Here is a 13,205-nt window from a genome sequence, read left to right as displayed (position 1 = left end):
ATACATAATGAAAATTCCAATATTAAGAAAAAATTTTTTAGCAAGCACACTATTTAATATAACATTGGTCATTTTGACTATAACGATTATTTACTTTACGTTAAACAAACTTAAAACTATGCAAACTATATCCCCTATAAATATTTCTCATAACATACAATGTGATTTAACAGGTGATGGCGTAGAAGATACTTTAGAAACATTAAATTCTCAAAATAAAATTGATTTTTCAATTAATTGTTCTAATAATACTTATTATCTTTCAAATTCTGTACCTGATAAAATACTTTTTACCACTAATAATACTTTAGAGCCAAAAGTATTTCTAAATGATATTTCTCGAGATAATGTACCTGAAATTATACTTATGGGGTATAAAAATAATAAGTATATAAGCTATGTATTTCATTGGAATAAAAAAAACTTTGATTTAGTTTACTCAAGCGAAAACAATATATTGGGTATATTAGATTGTAAGAATTCACGAACTCCTAGATGTTATTCACTGTCATCTTCTAAAGGACTTTCTTCATTAGACAGTTTTATGCTTATTAATGATTCTCCTTTAGATTCTAAGGAAACTAATACTACTCTACCTTCATTAGATTCTGTAACAAGTTTTATAAATTTAATTGAACTTCCTTATGTCCTTGATGATCTTCCTGATATTTTTACTACTTCTATAGACAAAGAAAATTTATCTTTACTTTGGAATTTAGATAAAGATAATTATTACTATACATTTCAAAATGCCTTTTTCTATGATTATAGATGGAATGAATTTGGAGATCCTTCAGCAATAAGGTGGAGACTATCCTTTGAAAAAAGTAACTCCAAGAGCACTGTTAATTCTAAAAGTGAACTAATATTCTTAGTAGATCTCGTAAAAGATGGGTCATCATATAAAATTAATGCTATACAAAAAACAAAATAAAAATATGAAGGCCGCTTAATGCGGCCTAAAGGGGGATGAGGGGTTACTTAATGAAATAAAAAATTCAATTCATCAAGCATGTAAGAGAATGTATTCTCTATTACATTAATATTATTTACATTTTTTTCTTTTTTATACACTAAGTTTATAAATAATTTGAATTTTAAACATCCTTAAGCTCTCCACGTTTATACGCTTCAATGATTCTATCGATTAATTTTATTCTATCTGGGTGAACATAATTTCTTAATGCCATTAAAAATTCTAGATTCACATCATTATCCTTAATGTTCTTAATGCTGCTTACATTCTTTTTATTATTCTTATCCACACCAGAATTCTCAGTACTTTTTGAAGTCATACTACTCATATTATGATTAACATTTGAATACATATTCTTATTACTATCATTACTATGATTACTCATATTCCCTTGAAATAAATTATTATCTAAATTTAGTCCCATCATCTGAGCTATTGAGTTCAAATTTCCTAAATTAAATCCATTTGTGTTCATTGAAGCCAACATATTTCCAATATTATTCATATCAAAATTTCCACCTAGTAACCCCATAAGTTGCATTGGATCTATACCAAAGGGTACATTTCTATTACTACTACTAGCATTAGCATTAGTATTAGCATCATTTACTGCTGGATCCGGTTCTCTATGTTTATGCTTAGCCATTTTTTAATCCTTTCAATATAATTGCCTCTCTTTAATATATGTATATATTAATAAAAATGTTTATGATTTTTGACATTTTTTTAGAGGGCTATAATGCCCTCTATCCACTATCCTAGCAGCAAGATCCTTGGTTATTTCCATCACCGAAAAGGCCTGAAAAACATCCACCACATAATATGAATAGTAAAATAATTAAATATGATTTATTACAATTTAATAATCCTGATCCACATGCTATTAATAGAAATATAATTGGTGTGCAGCCGCTTCCGCCTCCAAATAGACCACCAGAATAATTAGATCCCGAATTACAGCAGCAACACTCTTGATGATAGCTATGGTGTTTTTTCCCACAGCAACATTTCTTCTTAGACATATTTATCTCTCCTTCCTAAAAATTCTGAATTTTAACAACCAGTACCGCAACCCAAATTATTATAAGGATTTATTCCTCCACCAAAACCATTGAATCCACAACCATTACCAAATCCACCGCCATTAAAATTATTATTGCAAAGGAATAATATTACTAATATAAACAAGTATGGTGAACAATTACTTAATAAACCGCCATTTCCTTTATTGCAGCAACAGTCACATTTTGGTTCACAGCAACATTCGCAGCATTCACAACAGTCACAGCATTTTGGCTCACAGCAGCAGCAGCTATTTCCGCCTCTTCTACCATAACCACCTCTGCCACAACCACAATAAAACAATATTAATAAAATCCAAATCCAGCTACCAAATCCACAACCGCCGGCAAATCCTGGTCCAAAACCTCCTATTCCTCCTGGAAAACCTCCTATTCCTGGTCCACCGAAGTTTGGTCCGCAACTACAATTGTTAGATGTTGAATCACAACAATCGTCATCACATGAATTTAAACCGTTTAGGATATCATTCATCTCCATATTTATTCCTCCTTGGAAATATTTTTTCTTTTTTATACTATATATTATTCTTACTCAAAATATTTGACACTATTTTTTATTCTCATCACCTTATAAATAATTATTTATTACAAATATAAGTATAAAACTATATCAAAAAAAATTAACCTCTTACAAACAATAAGTTTGTAAGAGGTTAAAAGCTATTTTACTAAATATATTAAGCAGATTAATCTAAATCAATTGCAAATTCTAAAAAAAGATTATTAATAAGATCATCTTTTCCTTCTTTATTTAACGATGAGAAAAAGTATAATTTATCATTATTACCTAGTTTTAATGTTTCAATTATTACCTTTTCACTCTTTTTCAAATTATTTCTAGTAAGCTTATCACTCTTAGTTGCAACTACAATGACATCATATCCAAAATGCTTAATCCATTCATGCATCATTATATCATCATTTGTTGGTTTATGCCTTGAATCAACAAGTAATACAACTCTTTTTAATTGTTCTCTGCCACTTAGATACATCTCGACAGTCTTTCCCCAACTGTCTTTTTCTTGCTTTGATACTTTTGCATATCCATATCCAGGTAAATCCACTAGATAAAAATCATCATTTATAAGAAAAAAGTTGACTAAGCGCGTTTTTCCTGGAGTTTGACTGACCTTCGCTAGTTTTTTTCTATTAGTTAAAGAATTGATTAATGAACTCTTCCCCACATTAGATCTACCAACAAAGGCAACTTCCACTCTATTATCTACTGGATATTGGTTTTTCTTTACTGCTGAGGTAATAAACTCCGATTTTTTAATTCTCATTAGTATCCTCTCCAATTAGTGCATTTTTTAATACCTCATTTACTTCTTTAGCAGAAATAATATTCAAACTATTTCTAATTGAATTTGGTATCTTCTCTATATCTTTCTCATTTTCTTTTGGAATTATTATAGTATCTACTCCTGCCCTAAATGCCGCTAAAGATTTTTCTTTTAACCCACCAATCGGAAGTACTCTTCCTGTTAATGTAACTTCTCCTGTCATTGCTACATTATGCTTCACTTTTTTTCCTGATAGTGCTGATACAAGTGCAGTTACCATTGTCACACCTGCAGAAGGACCATCTTTAGATACCGCTCCTTCAGGCGCATGAATATGAATATCCTTTTCCTTATAAAAAGTTTCATTTATTCCAAACTTATTTGCATTTGCCCTAACATAGCTGTAAGCCGTCTTAGCTGATTCTTGCATAACTTCACCCAGCTTACCTGTAAGCTCTAATTTACCAGAGCCTTTCATAACCATAGCTTCTATTGGAAGAGTATCTCCTCCATAAGCAGTCCACGCCATTCCAGTTACAACTCCAACCTTGTCCACTTTATCTATACTATCAAAATCAAATGTTTTCTTTCCTAAAAGCTCTTCGACTTTTTTACAGTCTACTCCAAACTTTTCTTTATCAGATTTTAGCATTTCAGCCAATGCTTTTCTAATCAGTGAACCTAACTTTCTCTCTAAGCCACGCACTCCAGATTCCCTTGTATATCCCTCTATAATTAGCCTAATTGACTCATCATCAATACTAATTTTATCTTCTGGTATATCAAGTTCCTTAAATATCTTAGGAATCAGGTAATTCTTAGCTATATTAAATTTTTCATCATAAGTATATCCTGATACTTCAATAACTTCCATTCTATCTAAGAGCGGCCTTGGTATGGTTTCTAAAGTATTTGCCGTTGCAATAAACATAACCTTAGATAAATCTATAGCAACTTCTAAATAGCTATCTCTAAATTCTTTATTTTGCTCGCTATCTAATATCTCTAATAAAGCATCGGATGGATCTCCCTTATAATTTGAACTAATTTTATCTATCTCATCAAAAAGCATAAGTGGATTCAAAGATTTTGCATCTTTCATAGCATAAACTATTCTACCAGGAATTGCACCAACATATGTCTTCCTATGCCCTCTGATTTCAGCTTCGTCTTTCATTCCTCCAAGGGATATTCTTGTATATTTTCTATTTATAGCATGAGCTATAGATCTAGCTATTGATGTTTTCCCAACACCTGGAGGTCCAACTAAACATAGTATAGGTCCTTTTTGTGACTTACTAAATTGCTTTACAGCTAAATACTCGATAACTCTATCTTTAACATCTTCTAATCCATAATGTTCGTTATCTAAAACTTCTCTTGCTTTAACAACATTTATGCTTTCCTTTGTATACTTTCCCCAAGGAATGTCTAATATCCAGTCTAAATATGCCTTAACAACGTTGCCTTCTGATGATGTGCTGCTCATACTTTTAAGCCTTGATAACTCATAGTTAACTTTGTCTTTAACTTCTTTATTAAGTTTTAGCTTTTTAATTCTTTCTTCATATTTTATTATTTCTCTTTTCTCATCATCTTCTTCGCCAAGTTCCTCTTGAATTGCCTTTAATTGTTCTCTTAAGTAGAATTCCTTTTGTTCCTTTGCAACAGTATTTTTTACTTTGTTTGCAATTTTTCTCTGAATTTTAGCTATAGAAATTTCTATTTTTATTCTTTCTAATACCTTCTCAGCTCTTTTAGTCAAATTTATTGTTTCTAATATTTCTTGCTTTAACTTTTCGTCAGTAATTGCATATGAAGCTATCATGTCTATAAATTGACTAGATTTCTCTGAAGAATCCATTAACTTAACAGCATCTCCATAACTATCCTCATTAAGTTTCAATAACCTTGTAAATTCTTTATTTAAATATTTTACATAAGCATCCAACTCTTCATTTTCAGTTATCTCGTCATCTAATTTTTCTACTGAAACCTTTATATAATTTTCTTCTTCATCTATATACTCAATTATTTTAGCTCTTTCTTTACCTTCAACAAGAACCCTAATTGTATTATCAGACATCTTAAGAATTTGTTTTATTTTACATATAGTCCCAATTGAATAAATTTCATCTTTACTTGGTTCTTCTACCACCGAATTTTTTTGACCTGCAAGGAAAATCTCTTGCTCATCTAGCATAGCTTGTTCAATAGCTGCTGTAGATTTTTCCCTTCCTACATCAAAATGTACAACTACATTAGGAAAAACAGTCAATCCTCTTAAAGGAATTAGCGGAATTGTATATAACTTTTTCATAATACTATTTCCCCCCATATCATAATCACATTATTTATTTTGACTTATCTAGTATACACATAATATCTATTTTTTTCAATGATTCTTCATATAAAAACTTTTAGTATTATATCATGTTTTTACAAGATGAGTTAAAACAAAATTTTTCCTCTTTCAAAGGTATTATAATAAGTTCGAATTAAACTCGTATATTAATTTTTTAATGAAAATCATTGTGTTTAATTTATCTATTATAACATATATATATTAATTTAAAATAGAAAATGTGTAAAAAAATATTAATGTACAATTCATACTTTAATTATGTCAATCATATAATTTATAAAAATCATATGATTATTTATTTTCACTTATAAATTGTACATTAAAATCATGTGTATATAAAAATATTGTTTATTTAAATAATACTTTTAACTCTTTGCAATTTCATTTCCCTGCGCTGATAATATCTCCATTTCATTTTTAATATTCCCGTCTTCAATAGCAAACTTAAGTACTTCCCTAAAATTTGTGACTGGAATTATTTCTATTTCCCCAATTTCACTCAATGACTCTTCATAATTTTCTTGTGGAATAATGACTTTTTTAGCGCCGCCTTTAAATGCTGCAGATATTTTTGCTTTTACTCCACCTATGGCCTTTACTGAGCCTAATATACTTATCTCACCTGTCATTGCGACAAATCTATTGACTTTTTGCTTATTTATAGCACTGTATATTGCTGTTGCAATGCTTATTCCTGCTGACGGTCCATCTACCGGCATCCCACCTGGAATATTTACATGTATATCAAATTTATCAGTACATAAATCAAATAGATTATCTAAAGCTGTTAGCACGTTTTGAACAGATGCATATGCAGTACTTTTCATCTTTATCTTTTTATTATTGTTAGTAATTTCTTCTTCCTCAACTATTCCAGTTACTTTAAGTTCTCCTCTCCGTCCACTAACCTGTTTGCAGCTAACTTCAAGAGGCATTAGCATCCCTATATTAGCTCCATATACTGCTAATCCATTAACGACACCTATTTTGGATTTTGATGGTATTTTATTACATACAATTTTATTATACTGGCCATTTTCCAGCACCCACTTTATATCATCAAATATTATTTCTTCCCTATTTTCATTGATTGCAATACCGGAAGCTAATTGTATTAAATTTATTACTTCTCTACCATTTGTGCAATATTTGCTCACTTCTTCAACACTATTTTGAGTTATTTTTAATCCAACCTTGTTAACACAATTTACTGCTATTTTCTCTATTTCCTCTGGCAGCAACGCTCTAAAAAAGATTTCAACACACCTTGACCTTATAGCCGGTACTATTTCATGAGGTGCTCTTGTCGTTGCTCCAATTAATCTAAAATCAGCTGGAAGTCCATTGTCAAATACTTCCTTTATGTACTTAGGCATGTTACTATCTTCAGAACTATAATACGAACTATCCAAAAATACTTTTCTATCTTCTAATACCTTTAGAAGCTTATTTAGTTCAATTGGGTGCAATTCGCCTATTTCATCTAAAAACAAAACGCCTCCATGAGCCTTTGTGACTGCTCCTGCTTTAGGCTGGGGAATACCTGCTATACCGAAAGAGCCTGCACCTTGATATATAGGATCATGTACTGAACCAATAAGTGGGTCAGCTATTCCCCTTTCATCAAATCTTAATGTAGTTGCATCTATTTCAACAAACTTTGATTTTTCTGTAAACGGAGATATTTTTGACTTTCTAGCTTCTTCTAATACTAGTCTAGCAGCCGCAGTCTTTCCTACTCCCGGTGGTCCATAAATTATAACATGCTGTGGGTTTGGGCCACATAATGCCGCCTTTAATGCCTTTATGCCCTTTTCCTGCCCTATAATCTCATCAAAAGTTGATGGCCTGCTTTTTTCTGTTAAAGGCTTTGATAGCGTTATTTGTCTTAACTTATTCAAATTATTTAATTCTTTTGTATTTTCTCTATCAATTACGACTTCTCTATTTTTTTGAGGCCTACTCATTGCACTGCACATTACATATACCATAAGAATTAGAACTATTATTTGTAAAATCATTAATATGTTTGTCATAACTTTTAAAATATATTTATATAAACAATAAAACAAATTTATTATCAAATACTATTTATATTAAATATACTTTTCCTCCTTCTATTTTTATTACTAGTATTATTTGCTTAATCTTACAAATATATTCCCAATTTTATAAATATAATTATTTAATCTATTATTTAATTTATATTAGAAAAATTAACAAAATCATTTAAAATAAGCCAGTGTACTATAATTGCACACTGGCTTGCTTTTTCATTTAATTAAATTTTATGCTGATTCAATATCCTTCTTTGTTCTAGCTTTCACTAAAGTAGGTCTAACTTTACCCTCTTCAATTCTTTCAATTAAAGGTTCCTTTTTATCCTTAATAGCATCTTCAGTTATTGTAACCTTAGTAATTCTATTATCTGAAGGTATTTCATACATTACTTCATTCATAATATCTTCTATAATAGCTCTTAGTCCTCTAGCTCCTGTTTGCCTGCTTATAGCTTCATCAGCAATAGACTCTAAAGATTTGTTATCAAATTCTAACTTAACATCATCTAGCTCAAATAACTTCTTATATTGTTTTACAAGAGCATTTTTAGGTTTAGTCAAAATTTGAATTAAAGCATCTCTATCTAAAGATTCTAAAGTAACGAGTATAGGAAGTCTTCCAACAAACTCTGGAATTAAACCAAACTTTAATAAATCTGCTGGCATAATATCTTTAAGTAATTTCCCAACATCTTTTTCATGCTTAGCTTGAATCTCTGCACCAAATCCCATAGAACTTTTTCTAGTTCTATTTTCAATTATTTTATCAACTCCATCAAAAGCTCCACCACAAATAAATAATATATTAGACGTATTTATTTGTATAAATTCTTGATGAGGATGCTTTCTTCCACCTTGTGGTGGAACTGATGCAACTGTTCCTTCTAAAATCTTTAATAAAGCTTGCTGTACACCTTCACCTGATACATCACGAGTAATAGATGGATTTTCAGATTTTCTAGCAATCTTATCTATTTCATCAATATATATTATTCCTCTTTCAGCTTTTTCCACATCATAATCTGCATTTTGAATTAACTTAAGAAGAATGTTTTCTACATCTTCTCCAACGTAACCTGCTTCTGTTAATGTTGTAGCATCAGCTATTGCAAAAGGTACATTTAAAAACCTTGCTAAAGTTTGTGCAAGCAATGTTTTACCTGATCCAGTAGGACCTAATAATAAAATATTACTCTTAGATAATTCAACATCTATATCATCTTTATTAGTATTTATTCTTTTATAGTGATTATAAACTGCTACCGCTAAAGATTTTTTTGCTCTTTCTTGACCAATAACATAAGAATCTAAATATTCTTTAATTTCATTTGGTTTTGGGACACTTTTAGGGTCAAAATCAACAGCTTCTTGAAACTCATCTGCTATAATTTCAGAACATAAATCAATGCATTCATCACAAATATATACTCCTGGACCTGCAATTAATCTTTTTACTTGTTCTTGAGTCTTACCACAGAAAGAACATTTTAACTGTTTCTTTTCATCATATTTAGCCATACATTCACCTCACTTAACGTATAAAAAATTACTCTTCTATTTATCTTTTCCTATTTTATGATTAGTTATTACGTCATCTACTAATCCGTAAGCTTTAGCTTCTTCTGCAGTCATAAAATTATCTCTTTCTACATCTGCTTTAATTGTTTCTAAAGGCTTACCTGTATTTTCACTTAAAATCTTATTTAAGGTTTCTTTCATTTTTAAAATTCTCTTCGCATGAATTTCAAAGTCCGTTGCCTGACCTTGGAATCCACCTAGTGGTTGGTGTATCATAACTTCTGCATTTGGAAGTGCATATCTCTTTCCTTTTGCTCCACATGAAAGTAAAAATGCTCCCATTGAAGCTGCCATACCAATGCAAATTGTTGATACATCGCACTTAATATATTGCATAGTATCATATATAGCGTTTCCAGCAGTTATTGATCCTCCTGGACTGTTTATATATAGATAAATATCTTTATCTGGATCTTCACTTTCTAAAAATAATAATTGTGCTACTATTAAATTAGCACTATCATCATTCACTTCACCACTTAACATTATTATTCTTTCTTTTAACAATCTTGAAAATATATCATAGGAACGTTCTCCCCTACTTGTTTGTTCTACAACCATTGGTACTAAAGCCATATAAATCCTCCTTTTACTATTATACTTTTATTAATTTTAATTATATATATTTTTTTATCATTTGTTAATTATTATTTGAATAAATTGCCAGAAAAAATTTTTCTGGCAATTTATATTCTATATTCTTATATTATATCTCAAAATAAATTATTTACAATTTTCTTTTATAAATTTAATAGTATTTTCTAATATTATGTCTTTTTCAATCATATTCTTTTGAGATTTAGCCAAAATCTTAGCCATTTTTTCTGGATCCTTTGGCCCATATATTTTTCCTAATTCTAAAGCTCTTGCATCAATTTCTTCATCAGTAGCATTAATATCTTCTGCTTTAGCTACTGCATCAAGAACTAAATCAGCCTTAACTTTTCTTTCTGCATTTTCTTTCATGAACTCTCTCATTTTTTCAGTTGTATTTCCTGTGAATTCCATATATTGTTCTAGACTTAATCCTTGATATTTTAATCTTCCTTCAAGATCCTTCATCATAGCATCAATTTCACTATTTACCATAACTTCTGGTATATCCATCTTAGAATTTTCAATTATTGCAGTTATAACGGCTTCTTCAAATTCTCTTTCAGCTTTTTCATCATTATTCTTTGCTAATGTATTCTTAAGATTTTCTTTTAATTCTTCAAATGTATCAACTGCTGACACATCTTTTGCAAATTCATCATCTAATTCTGGCAGTTCCTTAACTTTAATTGCCTTAATTTCAACTTCAAACATTGCAGGTTTTCCATTTAGATCTTCTTTTCCATAGCTTTCAGGGAAAGTAACATTTACCTCTTTCTTATCACCTATAGCTAAACCAACTAATTGTTCTTCAAAGTTATCAATGAAAGTACCTGAACCTATTTCTAAAGAATAATCATGACCTTCTCCGCCTTCAAAAGCAACTCCGTCTATGTATCCTTTAAAATCTATAACAGCTATATCGCCTTTTTCTATGCTTCCGTCTTTTTTAGTTTCAATTCTAGCATTTTTTTCTTGCATATCTTTGATTTGTTTTTCTATTTCAGCATCTTCTACTTCGTATGTTGGTTTCTTTATATCTAATCCCTTGTATTCTCCAAGTTCTATTTCTGGATAAGTAGTTACTGTTGCTGTGTAAACTAACTCTTTACCTTCTCCTACTTCCACTATATCTACTTGTGGATAATCTACAGGTCTAATATTTTCTTCTTTTAGTACTTCTGGATATGATTCATCAATTGCAAAATTAACGGCATCATCATAGAATACTTCTACTCCATAGAATTTTTTAACCATTGCCATTGGCACTTTTCCTTTTCTAAATCCAGGTATGTTATATCTACTTTTATTCTTATTGTAAGCTTTAGTTAATGCTGCATCAAACTTTTCAGCTTCAACTCTTATCTCTAATTTTACCACATTGGTTTCTATTTTTTCCACTTTAGCTTTCATTTTATTCTTTCCTCCTAAATAGTGTGCATCTAATTTAACTAAGTCATTATACCATAAACCATTAATTCTTATCAAATAATTTATTAATATTATCTCTATTGAATATAATTTCCATCTGCATCTATATAATATATCTTACCATCAATTGTAACTTTTATTCCCTTTTCTTCTTTTTCACCAATTTCTATATCTCTACCTGATAAATCCCATAAAGTTTTATCTTCTCCAGTTTGAATATCAGTTATCCATAAATATTTATTTTCAGCACTAGTTCCAAAATAAGGCCTATTACTTATAAAAATTATTTTGTCTTCACTAATAAATTTCGGGTTAGCATTCCATAAATATTCAGGCTGTGCTTGCATTGTTGCTTCCTTAGTAAAAACGCTTCCCTTAGTGGATACATACTGCTCTTTAGATATTACTTTTGAACTTCCATCGACATTATAAAGCGTAATTACTGAATTAGTATCAGCTACTAGCATCTGTTTTCCTGATACACTAATATCAAAGCTTACACCACTATCAGCATTATTTAGGCTCTTAAATGTTTTTCCATTGCTTTCATCATTTATATAAATTGCTTTTGCAACATTTCCACTAACCAACTGAATATCCATTGATTCTTCTGCAGCTTTTTGTGGCTCGTCATTTACTTCCTCTTTAGTATTTTTATTATTTATCTCTTCCTTTGCTTGAGTTTGATTCGCACTATTAACATCATCACTATCGATCCATGCCTGTATATTCTCCTTAATATTTGCATAATCTATAGGATTTGTAATAAATTTAACTGATATTGAAAACATCACTAATAATATAACTAAAGAAATCACAATTATATTTCTTCTTCTTCTTTTCATTCTCTTTTCATATTCTCTACTGAAAATACTTGGCTTTCCCAAAGATGGCCCCCTCCAAATCTTTTTAAGTATTAATAATAAACAAATTTATTATATATTATTCCTTTCCTTAAATCTACAATATATTTCATTTTTTTGTATCTAAATAAGTTTTAATCATATGTAATTATTTTTTGCAACTATCTTTCTTTTTACATCCATTGCATTTATCTTTTTCTCCATTTTTATTCTGACAACATCCTCCACATTGTAATAATCCCTCTTTTCTTAGCTCATCTATTGTGGGTTTATAAATATTTTCCGAATATTCTTCATAATCTATAGTATTTTTTAATAAATCTTCCTTGCCAATCTTAATCATATTTTTCTCCTATGCTAATTTTATTTTTATGAATATGTTTCAAGTCATATGTGCAACTACTTATAGTATATATCTATTTTATCATATACATATGTTTTACTAAAAATTCATCATAAAATCAATTCATTCATTTAATTTTTAATTAAATATATTCAGAAATAATTACTTCCTATGTATTGATATTTCTTTGATTTTATAATCTTCCCTAAAATCTATATTTTTCCACTTTTTCACATCAAATTCGCCTTGTTTTTAATTGTCGTAAAATAAAAAATTATTGTTTTTTTATTTGTTTATTGTATAATAAAGTTAAGAGATATTAATTTGCCCATACACTTTATAGTACATAGCTATAAAGTTTTATAAACCCACACTGACGTGTTCATTTATACCCTTTCTCAAATGAACATGTGAAAACCTGTACTTTGAGCATGCAGGTTTTCTTTTTTTTACCCATTTCAATTTTATAAATTAAACATCTACCTGGAATTTCCTTTCAATTATTTCTAAAAGAAGAACAAAATCGCAGGCGACTGTGGAGCCGGAGATTTTTTTATGCATCTGCCTTTTCGAACGCATGTGAGAAAAATCTGGCAGGCGAATAAGATTTATTTTTTATTCTTTTTGACA

Annotated in this window: 12 protein-coding genes; 1 reads left to right on the top strand and 11 read right to left on the bottom strand. The window is 29.6% G+C overall.

The genetic code is table 11. The features are described from left to right. The first annotated feature begins 7 nt into the window (after positions 1-7). Entirely contained in the window at positions 8-934 is a 927-nt protein-coding gene (locus CLOBL_RS16525; RefSeq protein ID WP_077860045.1) for a hypothetical protein, read from the top strand. A 163-nt stretch (positions 935-1,097) separates the two neighbouring features. Here the strand turns inward: CLOBL_RS16525 and CLOBL_RS16520 are convergent, their stop codons facing one another. The 11 genes from CLOBL_RS16520 to CLOBL_RS16470 all read right to left on the bottom strand — a co-directional run bounded on the left by CLOBL_RS16520 (position 1,098) and on the right by CLOBL_RS16470 (position 12,575). Then, the gene (locus CLOBL_RS16520) at positions 1,098-1,622 is read right to left on the bottom strand and encodes a hypothetical protein (RefSeq protein WP_077860044.1); all 525 of its coding nucleotides are present in this window, start codon (positions 1,620-1,622) and stop codon (positions 1,098-1,100) included. A 112-nt stretch (positions 1,623-1,734) separates the two neighbouring features. Further along, positions 1,735-1,998 (bottom strand): hypothetical protein, encoded by a 264-nt coding sequence (locus CLOBL_RS16515; protein ID WP_077860043.1) that lies wholly within the window; start codon positions 1,996-1,998, stop codon positions 1,735-1,737. 31 nt (positions 1,999-2,029) lie between these two features. Beyond that, entirely contained in the window at positions 2,030-2,536 is a 507-nt protein-coding gene (locus CLOBL_RS16510; protein ID WP_077860042.1) for a hypothetical protein, read from the bottom strand. Positions 2,537-2,744: 208 nt separating this feature from the next. Then, positions 2,745-3,341 (bottom strand): ribosome biogenesis GTP-binding protein YihA/YsxC, encoded by a 597-nt coding sequence (gene yihA / locus CLOBL_RS16505; protein ID WP_077860041.1) that lies wholly within the window; start codon positions 3,339-3,341, stop codon positions 2,745-2,747. Then, positions 3,331-5,661: an endopeptidase La gene (lon, locus tag CLOBL_RS16500; RefSeq protein ID WP_077860040.1), complete on the bottom strand. Its 2,331-nt coding sequence runs from the start codon at positions 5,659-5,661 to the stop codon at positions 3,331-3,333. The genes yihA and lon overlap by 11 nt, the downstream gene beginning before the upstream one ends. A gap of 410 nt (positions 5,662-6,071) precedes the next feature. Beyond that, the gene (lonB, locus tag CLOBL_RS16495) at positions 6,072-7,742 is read right to left on the bottom strand and encodes an ATP-dependent protease LonB (RefSeq protein ID WP_077860066.1); all 1,671 of its coding nucleotides are present in this window, start codon (positions 7,740-7,742) and stop codon (positions 6,072-6,074) included. Between the two features lie 252 nt (positions 7,743-7,994). Continuing rightward, positions 7,995-9,284 (bottom strand): ATP-dependent Clp protease ATP-binding subunit ClpX, encoded by a 1,290-nt coding sequence (clpX, locus tag CLOBL_RS16490; protein ID WP_077860039.1) that lies wholly within the window; start codon positions 9,282-9,284, stop codon positions 7,995-7,997. Between the two features lie 36 nt (positions 9,285-9,320). Beyond that, the gene (clpP, locus tag CLOBL_RS16485) at positions 9,321-9,920 is read right to left on the bottom strand and encodes an ATP-dependent Clp endopeptidase proteolytic subunit ClpP (protein WP_009169561.1); all 600 of its coding nucleotides are present in this window, start codon (positions 9,918-9,920) and stop codon (positions 9,321-9,323) included. Between the two features lie 147 nt (positions 9,921-10,067). Continuing rightward, on the bottom strand, positions 10,068-11,351 hold the full coding sequence (tig, locus tag CLOBL_RS16480) for a trigger factor (protein ID WP_077860038.1): 1,284 nt from the start codon (positions 11,349-11,351) through the stop codon (positions 10,068-10,070). Between the two features lie 95 nt (positions 11,352-11,446). Further along, entirely contained in the window at positions 11,447-12,256 is an 810-nt protein-coding gene (locus CLOBL_RS16475) for a hypothetical protein (protein ID WP_077860037.1), read from the bottom strand. Between the two features lie 124 nt (positions 12,257-12,380). Further along, the gene (locus CLOBL_RS16470; protein ID WP_077860036.1) at positions 12,381-12,575 is read right to left on the bottom strand and encodes a hypothetical protein; all 195 of its coding nucleotides are present in this window, start codon (positions 12,573-12,575) and stop codon (positions 12,381-12,383) included. Positions 12,576-13,205 lie beyond the last annotated feature (630 nt).

Source organism: Clostridium sp. BL-8 (assembly GCF_002006495.1).
In the GTDB taxonomy this organism is placed as follows: domain Bacteria; phylum Bacillota; class Clostridia; order Clostridiales; family Clostridiaceae; genus Clostridium.
This window is presented reverse-complemented; position numbering and strand designations above follow the sequence as displayed.